Annotated in this window: 13 protein-coding genes and 1 pseudogene; 10 read left to right on the top strand and 4 right to left on the bottom strand. The window is 39.7% G+C overall.

Going from position 1 to position 21434, the window contains the following annotated elements:
* Positions 1 to 182 precede the first annotated feature (182 nt).
* From I6F41_RS17130 to purU, 9 genes are all read left to right on the top strand, one after another.
* Entirely contained in the window at positions 183 to 2894 is a 2712-nt protein-coding gene (locus tag I6F41_RS17130; RefSeq protein WP_197108858.1) for an endo alpha-1,4 polygalactosaminidase, read from the top strand.
* 2 nt (positions 2895 to 2896) lie between these two features.
* On the top strand, positions 2897 to 6178 hold the full coding sequence (locus I6F41_RS17125; protein WP_197108857.1) for a tetratricopeptide repeat protein: 3282 nt from the start codon (positions 2897 to 2899) through the stop codon (positions 6176 to 6178).
* Positions 6179 to 6192: 14 nt separating this feature from the next.
* Positions 6193 to 6708 (top strand): protein PelC, encoded by a 516-nt coding sequence (locus I6F41_RS17120; protein WP_182683784.1) that lies wholly within the window; start codon positions 6193 to 6195, stop codon positions 6706 to 6708.
* Positions 6705 to 8006, top strand: coding sequence for a PelD GGDEF domain-containing protein (locus I6F41_RS18120; RefSeq protein ID WP_197108856.1), 1302 nt, complete (start codon positions 6705 to 6707; stop codon positions 8004 to 8006). The genes I6F41_RS17120 and I6F41_RS18120 overlap by 4 nt, the downstream gene beginning before the upstream one ends.
* Complete coding sequence (locus I6F41_RS17110; protein ID WP_011327402.1) at positions 7999 to 8982, top strand: HEAT repeat domain-containing protein; 984 nt, start codon at positions 7999 to 8001, stop codon at positions 8980 to 8982. The genes I6F41_RS18120 and I6F41_RS17110 overlap by 8 nt, the downstream gene beginning before the upstream one ends.
* Positions 8975 to 10492 (top strand): GT4 family glycosyltransferase PelF, encoded by a 1518-nt coding sequence (gene pelF, locus I6F41_RS17105; RefSeq protein ID WP_011327401.1) that lies wholly within the window; start codon positions 8975 to 8977, stop codon positions 10490 to 10492. Before I6F41_RS17110 ends, pelF begins: the two co-directional genes overlap by 8 nt.
* Positions 10480 to 11844 (top strand): exopolysaccharide Pel transporter PelG, encoded by a 1365-nt coding sequence (pelG, locus tag I6F41_RS17100; RefSeq protein ID WP_011327400.1) that lies wholly within the window; start codon positions 10480 to 10482, stop codon positions 11842 to 11844. Before pelF ends, pelG begins: the two co-directional genes overlap by 13 nt.
* A 133-nt stretch (positions 11845 to 11977) precedes the next feature.
* Positions 11978 to 13867, top strand: a complete 1890-nt coding sequence (locus I6F41_RS17095) for a hypothetical protein (protein ID WP_197108855.1) — start codon at positions 11978 to 11980, stop codon at positions 13865 to 13867.
* Between the two features lie 204 nt (positions 13868 to 14071).
* Complete coding sequence (gene purU, locus I6F41_RS17090) at positions 14072 to 14902, top strand: formyltetrahydrofolate deformylase (protein ID WP_011327398.1); 831 nt, start codon at positions 14072 to 14074, stop codon at positions 14900 to 14902.
* A gap of 73 nt (positions 14903 to 14975) precedes the next feature.
* Here purU and I6F41_RS17085 read toward each other — a convergent pair whose 3' ends face one another.
* The 3 genes from I6F41_RS17085 to acs form a co-directional block, all read right to left on the bottom strand.
* Complete coding sequence (locus I6F41_RS17085) at positions 14976 to 16577, bottom strand: AbgT family transporter (protein ID WP_179808083.1); 1602 nt, start codon at positions 16575 to 16577, stop codon at positions 14976 to 14978.
* A gap of 149 nt (positions 16578 to 16726) precedes the next feature.
* Positions 16727 to 17377: a LuxR C-terminal-related transcriptional regulator gene (locus I6F41_RS17080; protein WP_011327396.1), complete on the bottom strand. Its 651-nt coding sequence runs from the start codon at positions 17375 to 17377 to the stop codon at positions 16727 to 16729.
* Positions 17378 to 17474: 97 nt separating this feature from the next.
* Positions 17475 to 19415 (bottom strand): acetate--CoA ligase, encoded by a 1941-nt coding sequence (acs, locus tag I6F41_RS17075; protein WP_197108853.1) that lies wholly within the window; start codon positions 19413 to 19415, stop codon positions 17475 to 17477.
* 413 nt (positions 19416 to 19828) lie between these two features.
* Between acs and I6F41_RS17070 the strand changes: the two genes are divergently transcribed.
* Entirely contained in the window at positions 19829 to 20998 is a 1170-nt protein-coding gene (locus I6F41_RS17070) for a DcaP family trimeric outer membrane transporter (protein ID WP_089367835.1), read from the top strand.
* Positions 20999 to 21184: 186 nt separating this feature from the next.
* Here the strand turns inward: I6F41_RS17070 and I6F41_RS18085 are convergent.
* Positions 21185 to 21434 (bottom strand): annotated as a pseudogene (locus I6F41_RS18085) (RNA-guided endonuclease InsQ/TnpB family protein); the annotation flags it as partial.

Genomic DNA, 21434 nt, shown 5'->3' with positions numbered 1-21434 from the left:
TTGCCGCAATGATGAGCAAGCACAACATAAAATGCTACTTACAATATAAACAATTTAAATTTGTTTAGTTTTTTTGCTTTTTGTAACATATAATTAAAATGTTAATACTAAACTCCTATAACAAATCAGGTACAATTATTTTAATTGCACCTTGGCTATTTATTAATTAAAACGAAGGGTTAATGAAGTATTTATTTTTTATACTGCTATTTATCACCGCAAATGTAACTGCTAAACCTGAGACTAATAATAGTATCGCTTTTTATTACTCTGCACCTATGCCCTTAGCTGAAATGACTTTTTATTCGCGTGTAGTAGTGCAACCCGAGCTAATAACCAAGCACGAGCTGAACTGGCTCAAACAGCGTAATATTGCTGTTTATGCTTATTTAAGTGTTGGCGAGTCGTTTTCAAAAAGTGAGTCTTCACTTAGTGTTAATCCTAATTGGAATAGCCATATTAGCGACTTAACTGCAGCGCAGTGGCAACTGCATATACAAAATAGTGCGCTATCACTAAAGGCACGTGGCTTTAATGGCTTATTTTTAGATACCCTTGATAGCTACCAGCTATTAGACAAAAAACATAATAAAAGCGCCCAGCAAGCGGGTTTAGTTTTTATTATAGAGCAGTTATCAAACACCTTTAATAAACAACTCATTCTTAATCGTGGTTTTGAGCTTTTACCGCAACTTAAAGGTAGAGCTAACGATCTGGTTGCTGAAGGGTTATTTAGCCACTTTAACCCGCTAGATAACAGCTATAAGTTAACCAATAAAAATGATCAAGCATGGTTAAATGCTCAACTTCATAAAGCGCAAGACCTTGGTTTTAATGTACAAGTAATTGATTATGCAAAACCTAAGCAACGCCTTGCTATGGCGCAAAAAATAATTAATGCCGGTTATACTCCTTGGGTAACTGATGGCCACTTACAAACATGGGGAACATCTAATATAGCCCCAGTTCCACGTCGTATCTTAATTCCGTACAACAGTAATATTGAACCGCTTATATACACTACAGTACATTTAAACCTTGCTACTATGATTGAGTATTTAGGTTATATTCCCGATTATATTAATGTAGCCAAACGCGCTCTACCTGCAGTTGACCCAAGCTTGCACGCCGGTATTATCTCGTGGACTAGTTTTGATACCTTTTACACACCAACTATTACTAATTGGCTTGAAGCAAACTTAGGTGTAGTGCCTGAACTAATTTTAGGTGAACTCCCCTCATCAGCAAATAAGTTAATGTTGAGCCTTGGAGCCGAGCCGTTAGATGTTACACCTTTAGGCCCTTATGAGCTGGAGAGTTTTACCCCTTGGCTAAAAGGTGAATCAAGTATACCGCCAGTTGTAACTAACCCGTACTTTCTTAAATTAGCCGCTAATTCAAAAGCGCTGATTAGTATAAAAGCAGCCGATGGCACATCGCTAGTACAAGGCACTAAAACCAAATATGGTGCGCTAGTGGTGGCTCCATGGTTAATAGACACCTTACCTATGGAAGGTAGCAAGTGGGTAATAGATCCTCGTACCTTACTCACAAAAGCAATGGGCCTGGAACCTATTTTAGTACCCGACACCACTACACAAAGTGGTCGGCGCATGTTAACCATACATATAGATGGCGATGGGTTTACCAGTGTTGCGCATTTTGCAAAAAAGCCTTATTCAGCCGAGGTCATTCTCGACAAAATAATTAAGCACTATAAACTACCTTTAACCTCATCGATTATTCAAGCCGATATTGAGCCCGGCGGTTTACACTCAAAAATGAGCCCTAAGCTTGAGCGCATTGCTCGGGATATATTTAAACTTCCTTATGTTGAAATTGCTTCGCATACTTACAGCCATCCATATTTTTGGACGGCACTAGCCGGGCGTAAAGATATAGACGAGGAAGATACTGTATATGGTTTAAAGCTAGATATACCCGGCTACAACACCATTAGTTTAGAAAAAGAAATTACCGATTCCATTAAATATATAAATGACAAACTAGCCCCAGCAAATAAAAAAACTGTGATTATGCTATGGTCAGGCGATGCAACCCCAGGGCCTAAAGCACTTGAGTTGGCACGTGATGCCGGAGTGCTTAATGTAAATGGCGGTAATACCGACGTAAATGCAGATAACCCAAGCCTAACGCATGTATCGCCTATTGGCCGACCTGAGCGCGATTTGTTGTATCAAATTTACGCGCCAATATTAAATGAAAACGTATACACAAACTTATGGCATGGCCCTTATTACGGTTTTAAACGCTTAACCGAAACCTTCGAAATAACCGAAAAACCATACAGATTAAAACCCTACACTATATATTTTCATTTTTACTCGGGTGAAGTCCCTGCCGGTCTTGATGCACTAAAGCATAATATTGATTATGTTTTGGCAAGACCAAACACCCCAGTGCATTTAAGTCATTACGCTAAAGTAGCAAAAGACTTTTACTTTTCAGCCTTAGCAAAAAATAGCGATGGCCAATGGTTATTTAGCTCTAAAGATATTAAAACCCTACGCGTTCCAGATGTTTTTGACATGCCAAATATTTCCCAAAGTAGTGGCGTGGCTGGAGTTACCCAAAAAGGTGACTATGTGCATGTAGTGAATAATATTGCACAACTTAGTTTTGATCATAGTAAAGAAAATAAAGCCCCCTATTTAGCCTCTGCTAATGTCATTATTGATAATTGGCAAGTAAATGGCCCAGTAAGCTTTACGGCTTGGGTACCGGCAACGCTTGATTTAATCAATGCAGGTGCTTGCGTATTTGTTTCTCATTTAGGTGAGCGATACAAAGGCCTTACACGCGGCGATATTACACAATTTAAAATACCAGCAGGTGACTTTTTTGGTTATCTTAACTGCAACGCAGGGGTTTAATAATGACTAATAAAAAACGCCCTCAGTTAATTTCTTTAAAAACAATTTTAGTTATATTAGCCGTGAGTTGTTTTGCACTTTATGCGTTATTTCCGCGTACTTTGTTTTTTGAAAAAGAAGCTTTATCGCAAGATTACACCTTTGAAAAATCGTATTTAAATGCTGCGCTTAGTACCGATCCTAATAATGAAAAGTTACGTGCAAAGCTAATTGAACTGCACATAAAACTCAGTGAATATGCAGCTGCCACTAGTGAGCTTGAAAAACTACCTAAAAGCGACAAAAAATCACTACTTGAAATTCAGTTAATGTACGCTTTATGGTTAGCAAATGATGCAAAGAAAGATGACCGATTTGAGGAGCTATCGTTAAAAGTAGGTGCGCTAAAAAACTGGGACGAGCAAATACTTAACATAGCTAAAGCCCTTGGTTTACATGCTAAAGTGGCACTTTACTACCAGCAAAATGCACACCCCTTACTCGCTGCCGATTACTGGTTGAGTGCAGGGGAGCCTGCAAAAGCACTCGCAATATATAAAAATAATATTAATGCAGATATTGCGCCTAAAGCCATAACCACTGCACTGGGAGCAAATAACCCTGAGCAAGCCTATGCCTGGTGGAAAACATATGGCGATAGCACAAATATCAAACGCACCCTTTATTTAGCTAACCTAGCCGGTAATACCCAAGATGCCGCCAGTGCTATCGAAAACTTACTCAAGCAAGAGCCAAATAATAACGAATATCTAACTAAGGCAATGTATTTGCGCCTAGCCGATGGTAACACCCTAGGTGCTGAGCAATTATTAACACAGCTATTAATCAATAATCCAAACGATAAAGAGCTACGTTTGCTTAACTGGAAAATGAAACGTTGGCTAAATAAGCCAGAGCAAGCACTTGTAGAATTTAAATGGCTAATGGCCAACCATGCAGTTAACGTTGCCATGCTAACCGACAGCATTAATGACGCCGTGGCGTTATATTTGTACCAAGACGCCAACGATATTTTTCAATATAAAGCGCAAAATAGACAGCTCTCAGATAAGGGCTTCGTTCGTTGGATGCAAACTAATGAGTTTATTGGCAACCCAGAGCAAGAGCTCAATAATATAGAGCGTTTTGAGCAAATTAATGGCAAAAGCTTACTGTCGCAATATTGGAAAGCAAAAGTATTGCACGATACCGGTAACTTAAATGGGTTAAGAGCATTATGGCCTAGCTATAAAGGCCCTAAAAACGAAGAAGATTTATTATGGCTGGCACGCGCATTTTGGCTTGCAGAAGACTATAAAACTGCGCTCACTATTTTGCAGCAAAAACAACAAAGCACCGACGATGAGTTTTGGAGTGCCCGTGTTGATATGGCGTTAAGGCTGCAAAATAAAAAAGAAGAACTATATGCCTATGAGCAATTAAAAGAAATTAGCCCACTGAGTGTTGGTGACATGCAACAGTATCAGCAATTGCGCTTTGAGGGGAACCCCAAAGGCTTGCTTGAGTACCTATGGCAACAAGCACCACTGAGTGATAGGCAGCTTATTCAAGTTACGCAACTGAGCGTGCAACTTGGCGACGCTGACTCTATTGCTCGCGTACACAACGAACTTGAAAAACAGCGCTACAATAAACAGCTTTATCCAGCATGGTCTTTACTGTCGAATTGGTATCAAAATCAAAACGATTTAAATTCTGCTTACACCACTCTTAACAGAGCGGCAAAGCTCAGTGAATATAACCCTGATGTAGTCCTTGCCCAAGGCTGGTTAGCGCTGCAAATGCACGACACCATAATGATAAAACGTATACTAGCTAACTATTCGCAAACTGAGCCTTCTTATAATTGGGCGCAACTTTTAGCTAGTTTATCTATTTATGAAAAATCGTATAACAGTGCATACTTTTATTTACGCCAATTAGCTATAAGTAACCCAAAAGATTTAACCACCTTAGTTAATTTAGCCGACGTTTTACAGCTGCTTGGCTATAACGCCAATGCCACTGAACTACATCATTACCTATTGCAGCATTTACCTAAAGATAAATACGCTTACCGAGGGCTAATGTACCGCTGGGCGGGCGCTATGGCAGTGCCGCATTTAATGCAATTTAACACTATGGGTGAACTTGCACCCGACACTATTGGTGAGCCTGTTGCAAATTGGTGGCTAGCCAGACGAGCAGCAAAAAACTTAGCGCCTTGGCAAACTCTGCAGTTAAATATGATTAACGGTGAATTTAATAACGTTGAGCAACAGCTCACTGAAAACACTTTAAGTGAGCTTGATCAATTAAATGCATTGCTGTATTTAAAACAACCTTATGCCACCATGCAGCGTTGGTATGAAACGTTAACAAATGAGCCTACAGAGGCGCAAACTAGTTTATTACGCAACGCACGAAATGCTTATTTTAGAGCGCTTGAGGTAAACTTTTCGCCTGAGGCGGGCTTAAACAGCAGTCAATATGATGTAAACGTGTACTTTCCCTATGCAAAAGGCCAATGGAAATTAAGTGTTAGTAGCCAGCAAAACCTTAACAATAATGGCTTACTGTTCGCCATCGAAGATAAAATGACTTGGGGCCGATGGTATTTTGATGCCAAAATTGATACTCACCAAGGCACATTAGCGAGTCGTCAAGGGCTTAGCTTAGATACGCGTTACCAATGGGATTCGCGCACTCAAGTAGGTTTAAAGCTTGAGCATAATGTAGAAAACCGCCAATCTGAAACACTATTAAGTTTTGCCCAACTAGATAAAGCCACCGCATATATAAACTACAACATTGATGGCAGACAAAGCGTGCAACTTTCTGGTTCCGCACTGTCTTTTTCACGTAGAAGTGATAACAGCAGCATAGTAAGCGGGCAAGAATACAATGCCCGATACCAATACAACATTTTAAAAGACCGCCCTGTATGGAGCGCCTACTTTAGCGCGCAATGGCAAGATTTTGACTCTGTAAATACCTTTATTAATAATGAAGCTAATTTATTGCCAATCGATCTTCAGCCTTTTAGGCGTTTAGCCCTAGGCACTTCATTTGCATCTACAGGATCACTAGAGCCACCTTATTTAGGCGCTAGCCCTTCGTGGTTATTTGACATCAGTACAGGCTATCAAACCCTTAACGACACCCTAGATATTTCAGTTTCAAGTGGTGCGGGTTGGTCTATTTTAGGCGATGATTTATTTAGATTACAGCTGGGTTATCAAAGTAGTAATAAAGTGGGTAACTCAGATACACAATTACAATTAGGATATTACGTACATTTTTAATGTTAGGAGAGATTATGTTTCGTTTAGTTATACCGTGTTTGGTATTAGTTTTATCAGCTTGTACAACCAGCCATGTGGCTGATGATGTTGAGCTTAGAGCAACAACAACAGTGGCATTATTACCACTTGTAAATCATGCACAAACACCGCTTGCTGGTGAGCGCGCAGAGGATATTTTAGCCAGTATTTGGCAGCAAAATAAGCTACCTACTTTAATTCGTGCGCCACGCACTAACAATAAAGAGCTACCACCGCTAGACGATCAATACCGTGTAGATAACGCAATGCAGTGGCTAAGCACGCAACAAGCTGATTATATTATAAGTGGTAGCATTGAAGAGTGGCGTTATAAAGCAGGACTTGACGGCGAACCTGTGGTTGCTTTAACTCTATCATTAACGGCTAGCGGCCAAACAACACCACTATGGACAGGCACAATTGCTAAAAGTGGTTGGGGACGAGATAGCATTGCTGCGGTAGCCCAAGATGTCATAGCCGATTTACTATCTTACATAGAGGTTAGTGAGTGAAAACACATTTCTTTCGCCCAAGAGAGGTTCCTGAGCTACAGATATGGGCTGAGGTATTTATATTTACCGCGCTGGCTTTAGGGCTACCCGTGCTGTTTAACACAGCGGATCCCTTTTGGACGCAAGGTGGGTTTTCGTGGCCGGTTTTAGGCCCTCTGCTGGTAGCATTACGTTACGGCTTTTCAAAAGGCTTTATTAGCATACTAAGTTTGCTTATTGGCCAACTGCTGCTTGTAGAAACAGATATTTTAACGCCCCAAAGTGACTTTAATATTAACGCTATTTTAGGTTATGTTATTGTCATTATGGTCACTGGCGAGTTTAGAGATGTATGGGATCGCACCAATCAAAGGCAAACTATTCAATTAGAATATGTAACCGAACGATTAGAGGTGTTTACCCGTCAATATCATCTTATTAGCTCCTCGCATGATCGCCTTGAGCAAGTGCTCGCTGGCCATACGCTTAGTTTAAGAGAATCGCTGCAAGCAGTAAGAGAATCTATTGGGCAACTAGAAGAAAGGTGTTTAAATAAAGCCGCACAAAGTATTTTAAATTTATTTGTTGAATACGGAACATTAGAAAAAGCGGGTATATACAAGGTTGAAAACAACATCATTGTAGATCCGCCACTTGCTGCTATTGGTAAAATGAATACAGTATCCATGTCAGATCCGCTTGTCAGTGCTATGTTTGCAGAAAACGAATTAGTATCGGTAAAAGACGTAAAAGCCTCTTTAGGTGTAAGTCAGTACCATATTGCGATTCCAATTACAGATATTAGCGACACAGTTTATGGGGTTATATTAGTCGAAAAAGTGCAATTTTTTGCTCTTAAAAACACCACACTTACCTTGCTTGCTGTTATGGCTGGACACATTGGTGACTTACTCCGTCACGAAATAACTAATCCGGTAATGCAAGCCAATGAAGCGCCCTACTTTATTAAACAAGTAAAACGTGCAAATAAAGAGGCTAAACGCTATAAAATCCCATCGCATTTATTAAAAATAACAGCTACAAATATTAATCCTGAATCGCGTCAACTTATGAAATATTTAAGCGAAGCCCGCCGTGGTTTAGACATTTATTTGTATAACAACGAAAAACAAACATTACTGCTACTTATGCCTTTGGCTGATGAACTTGAAAAAACAGGATTCATTGCCCGCTTAAATAGTTGGAGCAAAGGACGTACTGGCAAAAATCTAACTGATTTAGGTATTGTTATCGAGCAACAAATAGCATTGCCTATTAATAATGACGATTTAAAAAGATTGGTCGCATTTCATGATTAAAATTATCATTGCAGCCATCTTAGGGTGTATATGCGAGTATTTTGCATTACTGCAAATACTCGACACTCCCAACTGGCTAATTGTTACTTTACTCCATGCATTAGCTAGCCTTTTTTATGCTTTTATTAGCTATACACTCATTCCTGTAAAATACAAAACAACCCCATTTAGCAGTGTTTTGTTTTTATTTTTATTACTGCTTTCACTGCCCATACTTGGCATTATAGGTGTTGTATTTGCATTAAGCTTTGCCCTATGTAAACCAATCAAAAATGACGACATTGAAATAGAAGAACATAAAATCCCAGCCCTTCCCTTTGAAGCTAAAATGACTTCGGCAAATCCGTCTTATTCTATTGGTGGCTTAAAAGCTATTTTAAAACACGCCAGTGAGCCTAATAAGCGTTTAAGTGCTGTAATGTCTGCACGTCACATGAGTGACGCACGCGCTATTCCTATTTTAAAACTTGCACTTAAAGATCTAGAAGATGATATTCGTTTACTTGCTTATTCAACACTGGATGGTAAAGAAACTAAAATAAACGAAAAAATAAGCCAATATCAGCAAGAAATCACCTTAACAAGCACGCAACCCGAACTAGGTAAATTGCAAGGGCAACTAGCTGAGCTGTACTGGGAGCTAAGTTATTTAGGCTTAGCCCAAGGCGCGCTAAAATCCTACGTACTAGAAAAAGCAGAGCTACTGGCTCTGCAAAGTGTTGAGCATGTAAAAGCCCCTGCTACCTTTGTGTTATTAGGCCGTATTTGTTTATCGCTAAACAAATACCCGCAAGCACTAACGCACTTAACACACGCTACAGAATTTGGCATGGCGCAGCGCCATGTATTGCCATATAAAGCTGAAGTCGCTTTTTACATGGGCCTATTAGATGATTGTAAGCGCTATTTAAATGAGCTCCCTAAACAACCTGAAGGTAGCGAACTACGCCATTTACAGGAGTACTGGCATGGCTGAAAAGAATGCTGACATATTACTACTTTTAGAAGGTACCTACCCATATGTACGCGGTGGCGTATCAAGTTGGGTGCATCAAATAATTGAAGGCTTACCACATTATAATTTTGAGTTGGTATTTTTGGGTGGAGCACCTGAGCACTACGGCGAAATTCAATACCAGCTACCTGATAATGTGACTAAATTACATGTTCATTATTTAATTGAAAATAATACCACTGAAATAAAAGCGAAGCATGGCACTAAATACAAGCAAGAACTGTTTGATTTTTGGCAACAGCTGCAAAGCTACTTTCGTGACTGTAACGACCCTATACCCACTGAGTTATTAAAATTTGCTTTTGAAACACTCGGCAAAAAAGATGGCATTAATGCAGCCGATTTTTTATATAGTGAGTCATCTTGGCAAGCCCTTTCAAAATACTATTTAAGCTATTGTGATGAATCGTCATTTATCGACTTTTTTTGGTCATATCGTAATTTATATAAGCCGTTATTTAAAATAGCAGAAATTGCTAGGGGCCTGCCAAAAGTTAAACTAATTCATTCTATATCAACAGGCTACGCCGGTATTTTAGGCTCTGGCGCCAGTGCAATAAGTGGTACGCCTTTTTTACTTACCGAGCATGGTATATACACAAAAGAGCGTAAAATTGATTTAATTCAAGCAAGCTGGATCAAAGATTCGGAGCAGAGCTTAGGTAAAAATTTAAATACCGAAATGGGCTTTATTCGGCGTATGTGGATCAACTTTTTTGAGCAAATTGGCCGTACAACGTACCAGCAAGCGACTAAAATTATTTCTTTGTACGATGGTAATATGCAACGCCAAATTAAAGATGGCGCAGAGCCGGCAAAAACGCTTGTGGTACCTAATGGCATTAAAACAGTGCGTTTTAAACAAGCCCTGTTACAACGCCCAGAAAAAACGCCAATGGTAGTAGGTTTAATTGGTCGTGTTGTGCCTATTAAGGATATAAAAACATTTATACGCGCAATTAAAGAAGCACAATCTATTATACCCACCCTAGAGGGCTGGATAATTGGCCCTTTTGAGGAAGATCCAAAATATTATCAAGAATGCCAGTTATTGGTCGACAGCTTAGATTTAATCGACAATGTGAAATTTTTAGGCATGCAAAACATTGCTGAAATACTGCCTAAGTTAGGCGTTGTAGCACTCACCTCAATATCTGAGGCGCAGCCTTTGGTACTACTAGAAGCAATGGCAGCTGGCGTGCCTGTATTAGCCAGTGATGTAGGTTCTTGCCGCGAAATAATAGAAGGCGCAACCGCACAAGACAAAGCCTTTGGCAAAGCTGGCGAAGTGGTAGCAATAGCCTCACCTAGCGACACTGCTCAGCAAATAGTAAATATATTGCAAAACGAGCAAAGGTGGCGCGAATATCAAAAAAGTGGCCTTGAACGGGTACAAAAATTTTATGATGAGAGCCATATGTTTGCTCGTTACGATAAACTTTATAAGGACACAATGGCATGGCCGGAATAGGTTTTGAGATACGTAAGATTCTCAAAAAAAACACCCTGCTTTCAGTATTTGAAGCTTACGGCTACGCTGGATTAATTGGCTCAGGCCCTTGGTTACTATCTATTATTGCTTTAATGCTTATTGGTATTTTAAGCTTGGGCATTGTGCTACCAAAAGTACTGATCATTCAATTTTTAACCTTAGTTACCTACATGATGGCCGCCTCGCTTATTTTAACTGGCGGCTTACAGCTATTATTAACGCGTTTTATTGCCGACCTACTTTTTACTAAAGATGATGGTCAAATACTGCCTAATCTACTTGGCGCGCAATTAGTTACTACCATAGCTGCGTTACTCGTTGGCCTTGCTGTGTGGCCATTATTGCCACTGCCAGTAGTGACTAAATTAATTATTTTAGGTGCATTTGTCGGCTTATGTAATCAGTGGCTCGGGGCTATATTTTTATCGGGTATGAAAGAGTACCGGCTCATTTTAGTTACTATGCTTAGTGGCTATTCTTTTATGGTATTACTGGCATATTTACTAAGAGATTGGCAATTAGATGGATTGTTTTTTGCTTTTTTTGCTGGCGAAGCGCTGTTATTTTTTAGCTTTTTATTTATGATTATTCGCCGCTACCCTGGTGATAAGTTAATTAGCTTTGATTTTTTAAATAATAAAAAAGTGTATTACAGCCTGTTCTTTTGTGGCTTGTTTTACAATATAGGTGTTTGGGCTGATAAAATTATTTTTTGGTATTCACCTAGTACCTCAATTGAAATTATTGGTACTCTCAGGGCAAGCCCTATTTACGACTTACCCATATTTTTAGCCTACTTGTCTATTATTCCTGGTATGGCCGTGTTTTTGGTAAGAATGGAAACCGACTTTGTAGAGGAGTACGACCGTTTTTACACTGCAATACGCGAAGGTGCCTCTTTAAATGAAATTTATTTATTAAAAGATAATATGATACAAACTGCCCAAGGTGGTTTATACGATATATTTAAAATTCAGGGTATTACCGTAGCTTGCTTATTACTTTGGGGTGAGCAAATACTCACTTTTATAGGCATAGATCCTAACTACAAAACCTTATTATTTATCGATGTAGTGGGTGTGGGTGTACAGGTTATATTTTTATCAATACTCAATATTTTATTTTATTTAGATAAACGTTTTACTGTGCTGGTACTCGCAGCAATATTTTTAGTCGTAAATGTTGTTTTTACCTATTTATCGGTTGCACTTGGACCACAGTTTTATGGCTATGGCTTTGCATTTGCAACTATTATTAGCTCGGTTGTGGGTTTGTTTTGGTTATCTAAACAGTTTGAAGATTTAGAATACGAAACCTTTATGCTGCAATAATAAACGCTTAACATTTCAGGCTATTTGCTTAAACCAAGCTTATAATGCCAAAACTAATAAATAAGTGTAATAAACATAAATTGCTTATTACACTTATTTCTCCCAATAAAATTCTTTTATAAAGGAATATTCAATGGCTTTTGATTATGGATCGATTGATCTTGGACTTAAAAACCCCTTCAAGCTTGAAGGTAAAGTAACCGCACTAAGAGGTGCTATAGAGTCAATTACCGGCATTACGCTGCTTGTTGTTGCTGCAGGGTTAGTTAAAGAAGATGCAACTGCAGGGTGGATCTTGATGCTTTTTGGGATGATTATTTTAGGGTTTGGCATTGCTTCACTCTCAACAGGTATTTATGCCACACTAAAATACTTTGTTGGCCGTAATCACCCTACGTCACTGGCTTATAACTACAGTAAATCGCAAAGCTCTACCGCAAAAGAAGAAAAAAAAGAAGTTGCCTATAACGACCAAGAACTAGAAGAAATGCTTATGGGTCGTAAAAACATTACTTTTAAAGAGCCTAAAGGCTTTTTATCTCGCTTGTTGCATAGCCTTATTCCTAAACTAATGTTTTTACCCTACCCGATGCGTAATATTGCCCAGCAATTATTTGGCTCATGGGTAAGTACCTTTGTGGCACTTATTGCGTATGGACTGGTAGCTTTTGTATCTTTGTCGGGCTTTACCGGTGAAGCAGGCGAATTAGCATTTCCCATATACAGTAGCATTTTAATGTTTTATGTATTGTTCTCATGGCGCTCGGCAGGTAAACCAACCACTCGCAATGCTGCAAGAGAAATTGAACCACTTGGTGGTGGTGCACTGGCTAAAATTATTTCGCTATCGTTTATTTTACCCATTATTATTGGCCTTTCTATGTCGTGGTTAATGCAAGAACAACACATTAGTAAAGCGCAAATAGATGTTTGGTTTGAACAATTACCCAACCTACATGCGGGTATGTATTTAGTCGCTATTATTATTTTAGCCACCTTGAGCTGCGCACTGGTTTTTACTATGTTAAAAGCACGATTAAATACCATAACACCAAGCACTGAGGTATCTGAGCTGCGCGAAAACTGGCAAGAATCTGTACACCCTACTGAAATTTTTATTAATTTAGATAACCTAGTAATGGCTAACCGTCGTTATAAAGAAGTGCCTAATCGCGTATACCGCGAGCTCAACCCACAACTGCAAGAGCAAGTAGAAGGAAAAGGCGGCTTTAAAGGCGAAATAATTCAAGAAATACAACCTAAACTACATGAGCTAGATTTAGGTAAAGGTTTTAGTATGGCTAGATTATTGGCGCTACTTAGTGGTAATTTTCTGTATTTAATCGCGCTTATTTTCACGGTATTATTAGCCTACTCTTTCATCGATATTTATCGTTATATTGATAGCGCAAATATCAATTCAATAGAGCAAGCACTTAATAATCGTCATATTTCACCTATCAGCGAGCTAGTAATGGCAAGCGTACACTTATTACTGATAGGTGTATTAATTAAAGCCTTTGCTCAGCTATTAAGTAGCAATGCACATTTGTTTTTTGCTGAAATGCAATTTGAATCACTTCTGGTCTATTTTAAATGTGAAGGTACATTTACTGAGTCTAAAATATCAACCGGTACAGGTATTCACGACAGCACTCGCTCTGAAAACACCTTAGTACGTAGCAGCATTACCCCTTGGGTTATTGTTTCGCGAATAGTAACCACCACTTTTGCAGCAACAGGTATGAAAAATCTTGAGCATCCACGCCATATTATGGAAATGCACAAAGACGAAGGTCAGTTACAAGCAATTAAAAACGATGTGATTGCGTTCTTAAAAGATCGTGAGTCAATAGCCTCAATTACCAGTGAGCGTGATTTAGGTAACGCGTCGCAAATTCATCAGCTTAATCAGCAAACACGCGCTATGCCAACACAGCAAAGCGCAATTACAAAAAATGATGAAGAAGCCGCCGGCTTTATCAGACAACAAGATGATTTAGCCTCAGAAACCAAGTCATAACACGGTAACTTAATTATATATCAATGCCACTGGCAATCAGTGGCATTTTTAACAGCAACTATACCTTTTTAAACCCCAGTTAACTTTGCTCACTTTAATGTCATGCTTGTTCTAAATTAAACCTTGTAACAACACACAAAGCCCTTGCTTTATGCGCTAAAACGCAAATAATAAAGCAATCTATAATTGGGTAAGAATGAGAGAATGAGCTACATACTAACCACACAATGCGCCGATGATGTAGGGCTAATAGCCAAAATCACCGGGCTTTGCCACCAGCATAATTTAAATATTACACGTAATAATGAATTTGTAGACAAAGACGCTAAACGCTTTTTTATGCGTACAGAGCTCACTGGTGAGCCACAAAGTAACTTTTTACCACTACTACGCGAAATACTACCTGCAGACGCTAAAGTGGCTTTACACAATGGTACAAAAACCAAAGTTGTGTTACTTGCTACTAAAGAAGCACATTGCTTAGGTGGCGTATTATTAAAGCAATTCGAACAAGCGCTAAATATTGAAGTGCAAGCCGTTATAGCAAACTACCCTATTTTAGAGCCGCTTGCTAAAGGGCTTAATGTCCCTTTTCATGTTATCTCTCATGAGGGATTAACGCGCAGCGAGCACGATCAACAAGTAGGCGATTTAATTGCCAGCTATAACCCTGACATTATTGGTTTAGCTAAATATATGCGTATTTTAAGCCCTGAGTTTGTACAACGCTTTGAGGGCAAAATTATTAATATTCATCACTCGTTCTTACCCGCTTTTATTGGTGCAAAACCTTATCACCAAGCATTTGAACGTGGCGTAAAAATCATTGGAGCCACAGCTCACTTTGTCAATAACGAGTTAGACGAAGGGCCTATTATTTTGCAAGATGTTACGCCTGTAACCCACGCAGAAACTGCAAAAATGATGGCCAATATGGGTAAAGATGTAGAAAAAACAGTATTTTGTAAAGCGCTACAACTTGCCTCTGAGCATAAGCTATTTATTAACGGTAATAAAACCGTGGTGTTTTCGTAAAACAAAAATGCCAGCAAATTATGCTGGCATTTTTAAACGATTAAATAATACTTATTGTATTACCCAGATACTATTAAGGCGTGTAATAAGTGGGTGATCCTGGCCCTACTGGCATACCCAATACAAATACCCATAAATAAAACAAAATAACCCAACCAACAAAAAATATCATACTGTATGGCAGCATAGTGGCTACTAGTGTGCCTATACCCATATCTTTTTTGTACTTAGCAGCGACAGCGAGGATCAAGCCAAAATAGCTCATCATTGGCGTTATTAAGTTAGTAACCGAGTCACCTATACGATAAGCCGCCTGAATGGTCTCTGGCGCGTAACCAACTAACATTAGCATAGGTACAAAAATAGGCGCGGTAACAGCCCATTGCGCCGAAGACGACCCTAAGCTTAAGTTAACCAATGCACACATTAATATAAATAATACAAAAACTTCGGGGCCAGTTAAGTTTAAAGCTTGCAGTAATGCAGCACCGTTAATTGCTAAAATAGTGCCTAAATTGGTCCATTTAAAAAACGCGACAAATTGCGCAGCAAAAAACACTAGCACAATATACATGCCCATTGAGCTCATACTTTTGCTCATCGCATTAATTACGTCTTTGTCGTTTTTCATGGTGCCAACAACGCGCCCATATACAAAGCCCGGAATACCAAAGGTTACAAAAATAAACACCACTATGCCTTTCAAAAAGGGCGAGTGGGCTACTAATCCGGTTTCGGGGTTACGTAAAATGCCATCGGCTGGCACTATGGTCCAGGCAAGTAGTAGCGATACAACTAATAGCGATACCCCTGCCCACTTTAAACCCGACTTTTCTTTGGCCGTTAACGCGGCAATATTATTTTGTGCAAGATCAGCACTGGCCTCTTCAGGATTATATTTACCTAAACGTGGTTCAACAATTTTTTCAGTAACTAAGGTGCCTAAAATCGCAATTAAAAACACCGACACCATCATAAAATACCAGTTAGCTTCTGCGCCTACTTGGTAAGTTGGGTCGATCATTTGTGCCGCAGGTGTGGTAATGCCTGCCAGTAAGGGATCTATTGTGCCTAATAATAAGTTAGCACTATAACCACCCGACACCCCAGCAAACGCCGCTGCTAAGCCCGCTAATGGATGACGCCCTAAACTATGGAATATCATTGCAGCTAATGGAATAAGTACCACATAGCCCAGCTCAGAGGCGGTATTAGATAAAATAGCGGCAAACACCACCATAAAGGTCACTAACCGCTTTGATGCACCCATTACCATGCCGCGCATTGCTGCCGACAGCAGTCCAGAGTGCTCAGCAACACTCACACCAAGTAAAGCTACCAGTACCGTGCCCAGTGGTGCAAAGCTGGTAAAATTAGTTACCAAGCCAGTTACAATACGCTGTAATCCCTCGGCACTAAGCAAGCTCACTACTTCAATAACACCATCGGGTTCGCGCCCAGGCGAGCCCTCAGGTCGAGGATCGATTGCACTTAGGCCAAACCAATCCGCCACTCCACTAAATACAACAATTACGATACAAAATATTGCAAATAAGGTGATGGGATGCGGTAGCATATTGCCTAAAAATTCTACGCCGGCTAAAAAGCGGTTAAACCAGCCTTTATTTGCGCTTTCATTACTACTTTGGGCCTTGGAGTCTAAAGAGTCTGACATACCATGTTCTCTTAATTATAAAATGCCCGTAAGCTAGCATTATTTTTATAGGAGATCATGTAATAAAGGTGAATGGCTTGTGATAATTGCGTATATAAGCGTAAATAAGACTAAAAAAGAGGCTTTGTGCCTCTATTCTATGCATGGTTTTATATTTGCTCTATAGGTGCTAATTGTAGTTTTGCAGCAATTAATACCGCTTGTGTGCGGTTATATACGCCAAGCTTTCTAAATATGGCGGTAATATGCGCTTTTACAGTGGCTTCTGAAATATGTAACTCATACGCTATTTGCTTATTTAGCAAACCTTCGTGCAGGTATTGTAAAACACGGTATTGTTGTGGGGTAAGTGAGGCAACTTGCGCTGCAATTTCTCGGTCTTCGCCTTGAATTTCGGCGACTTTATTTTTTAATTCTGTTGGTAACCAAGTATCGCCTTCGAGTATTTGATTAATTGCATTGGCAATATCATCTGATGATGATGACTTAGGAATAAACCCCATTGCGCCGTAACCCATTACTTTAGATACAATATTAGCGTCTTCACTTCCCGAAACTACCGCAATAGGTAAACTAGGATAGTCTTCTCTAATACGAATAAGGCCGTATAAATCACCATTACCTGGCATGTGTAAATCCAGCAGTAATATATCAAGATCTTCTTGCTCGCTTAACACCTGCAATGTACTGTCAAAATCAGATGATTCAAATACTTCTAAATCGTCAAATTTTACAGTTAGTGCACCCTTTAGTGCTTCACGAAATAACGGATGGTCGTCCGCTATTAAAAACTGACTCATGGTTCACTCCTAATAAATTCGGCTGTGCCCTATCTAGTAGAGCACAGCCGATATACTACGTTTAGAATCAACTTGTAATCAAGCTTTTAACGCGCATTTAACGATTTAATCGATTTTCAATTAACTCATCAACCACAGATGGATCGGCAAGTGTTGATGTATCACCTAGTTGTTCGTGCTCGTTGGCCGCAATTTTACGTAAAATTCGACGCATTATTTTACCAGAACGCGTTTTTGGTAACCCTGGTGACCACTGAATCATATCGGGTGACGCAATTGGGCTTAACTCTTTACGAACCCAGTTACGAATTTCTTTGGTTAACTCATCGCTTACCGTTATACCTTCGTTAGGGGTAATGTAAACATAAATACCTTGGCCTTTAATATCATGCGGATAACCTACTACAGCGGCTTCAGCTACTGCTGGGTGTGCAACCAGTGCGCTTTCTATTTCAGCAGTGCCTAAACGATGCCCCGAAATATTAAGTACATCATCTACGCGACCAGTGATCCAATAATAACCATCTTCGTCACGACGACAGCCATCGCCACAAAAATACACACCTGGGTAGGTAGAAAAGTAAGTTTGTTCAAAACGTTCATGATCGCCATAAATAGTACGTGCTTGCGATGGCCAGCTATCTAAAATAACTAAGTTACCATCAGCTTCACCTTCAAGCGTATTACCCTCAGCGTCAAATATTGCCGGCGCAATACCAAAAAATGGACGCGTTGCAGAGCCTGGTTTTAAATCGGTAGCACCTGGTAATGGGGTGATCATAATGCCACCCGTTTCTGTTTGCCACCAGGTATCAACGATAGGGCAATTTGACTTACCTATTTGTTCGTAATACCAATTCCATGCTTCAGGGTTAATTGGCTCACCAACCGATCCTAAAATTCGTAAACTATTACGATGAGATGACGCTACAGGCTCATCGCCTTTTGCCATTAAGGCACGAATAGCGGTAGGCGCGGTATATAAAATAGTAACACCGTGTTTATCAACAACTTCGCCCATACGCCCTGCGGTTGGGTAAGTAGGTACACCTTCAAATACAACTTGGGTACAACCATTTACCAGCGGACCATAAGCAATATAACTGTGCCCGGTGATCCAACCTACATCGGCGCTACACCAAAAAACATCGTCCTCTTTTACATCAAATATATATTCGTGCGTCATCGATGCATAAACTAAATAACCACCCGTGGTATGCACCACTCCTTTTGGCTGACCTGTTGACCCTGAGGTGTATAAAATAAATAACGGGTCTTCAGCGTTCATTACCTCAGGCTCGCACACAGGCTCTTCGTCTGCTACTAAATCGTGCCACCATATATCATGGTCGTGCCAATCAACATCGCCACCGGTAAGTTGGTGCACAATAACATGCTCTATACTTGTTACTGACTCTTGCAACACAGCTTCGTCAACGTTTGCTTTAAGTGGCACGCAGTTACCAGCACGGCGTCCTTCGTCTGAAGTAATAACCACTTTTGCGCCCGAATCCTTAATACGATCGGCAATCGCAGAGGGTGAAAAACCACCAAATATAACTGAGTGAATAGCACCAATACGTGCACACCCTTGCATTGCGTAAATAGCTTGTGGGCTCATTGGCATATAAATAGCGACGCGATCACCTTTTTGTACGCCCAGCTTTTTTAAACCATTAGCAAACTTTGCTACTTCATCATGTAATTTTTGATAAGTAATATGCTCGCTTTGCGATGGGTTATCGCCCTCCCATATAAGCGCTACTTTATTGGCTTTTGTTTTTAAGTGGCGGTCAATACAGTTATACGATGCATTAAGGTAGCCATCTTCATACCACTTAATATTTATGTGGCCTTTATCAAAGGTGGTGTTTTTTACTTTAGAATAAGGAGTAAACCAATCAAGGCGCTTACCGTGTTCAGCCCAAAAACTTCGTGGATCATCAATCGAGTGTTTATACATTTTATTATATTTATCGTTATCGACGAGAGCTGTGTTTTTAATATGCGTAGGAACTGGATAGATATTTTTTGACATCTTGGTCTCCATTTAAATTACTTGCCTTAGGCTTTTCTCAAGGATTACTCAGCAATGCGCTATTAAGTATTAGACCTTAGTTGTAAAGCTATTCTAATTACTAATTTGTTGTTTATAATCGCTGCGCTATTTATTACTTTTACATAAATAATACATGATGTTAAATGTAAGTAAATAATCACATTGTAATCATTACACCTTAGTCTTATAGACTAATAGATGATTGAGTAAATAGTGTACATATTTAAAAGTGCTTCACCTAAGTATTATAATATTTGCATTAATTAGCTTTAATTTTTATTTAACGAATAAAAAATCTTTAAATTAACTTTTATTCGTAAGTAATACTCACGCTATTAATACACTCTAAATAAAAAGCAATAATCAACACGTAGCCTATAAAGGACGCAACAATGAAATTTACCCCATTAAAAACACTTGCAGCAAGTGCTGTACTATGTGCACTTTCAAGCACAGCTTATGCAGCCACTGCAGCAAAAGTTGGAGATACTGAATTTACTTACGGCGGATATATTAAATTAGATGCTATGTGGAGTGACTATTCTGCAGGCGCACCAGCGGGCACTAACGTGGGTCGTGACTTTTATGTACCGAGCACAGTGACTGTAGGCCCAGACAATAGCTCTGACGCTGTATTTGATATGCATGCCCGTGAATCTCGTTTTAACTTTGGTACAGCTACATTACTTGATAATGGCAAAACCATTAACACCAAAATTGAAATCGACTTTTTGGCTTCTGCTCCTGGTGGTAACGAGCGTGTATCTAACTCTTACGCTCCACGTGTACGTCATGCATTTATTAGCTACGATGGTTGGTTATTTGGCCAAACATGGTCTAACTTTCAAAACGTTGGCGCACTACCTGAAGCACTTGATTTTATAGGCCCAGCAGAGGGCACAGTGTTTGTACGCCAAACTCAAGTTAAATACACTACTGGCGCTTGGTCTTTCTCATTAGAAAACCCAGAAAGCACCATTACTACTGCTGGCGGCGGTATGGCTGTAACCGACGATGCTTCACTTCCTGACTTTACTGCACGTTATACCCATAAAGCTGACTGGGGTAATTTAGTAGTTGCTGCACTTGCCCGTCAACTTACTTATAAAGTAGGTGCTATTGATGCCGATGAAACTTCATTTGGTGTTAGTGCATCGGGTATGGTTAAACTAGGCGAAGACAACTTTAAGTTTATGCTTACACAAGGTAAAGGCTTAGGCCGTTATGTTGGTGTTAATGTAGCCCATGGTGCAGTACTCAATGGCGATGATTTAGATGCTATTGATTCAACTTCTGGCTTTGTAGCGTATCAGCATAAGTGGAATAGCCAATGGCGTTCAACTTTCTTATATTCATTTTTCAGTGCTGATAACAACACAGACTTACTCGCCCTTACAGTCGATCCAACTAAATCAAGCCAAAGCTACAGTGCTAACATTTTATATTCACCAGTTAAACGCTTAACTTTTGGTGCTGAGTTTAAGCATGCCGAGCGCGAGCTTGAAAGCGGTAACGATGGCGATATGGACCGTTTACAATTCTCGGTTAAGTATGCATTTTAAGCGTACATAGTTTACTTCCTTGAGCGGCTTTGGCCGCTTTTTTTTGTTAATTAATTTATAAGTCTCATCTGTTTTATCAACTTCATCACTCTTTATTAATCCCGATAGTACAAATTGTTATAAGTGAACTACCCATCGACGCCACTCCGTGTCGATCAATGGGCTTCTACAGCCTTGACTTAGAGACTAGGCTGCTTCTTTTTTCTCAGTTCCAACAGCAAACTTCGATAGCTCGAAGACTTTCGTTTTAATGGCTAATTTCTGCTGAGATGTGGGGGTAACCCTTGCGACGATCCCAGCCGCAATCAAATCTAATTCACCTGTTTTTGCTATGCTTTTAGCCGCTGACAAGTCTCGGCTTTGGTAAGTTTCACAAGCCGTACATGTGAAATATCTGTCGTTCAATGTTAAAACATGATGTTGGCCGCATTCAGAA

The sequence above is a fragment of the Pseudoalteromonas sp. SCQQ13 genome (genome assembly GCF_015864415.1).
Taxonomy (GTDB): Bacteria; Pseudomonadota; Gammaproteobacteria; order Enterobacterales; family Alteromonadaceae; genus Pseudoalteromonas; species Pseudoalteromonas nigrifaciens.
This window is presented reverse-complemented; position numbering and strand designations above follow the sequence as displayed.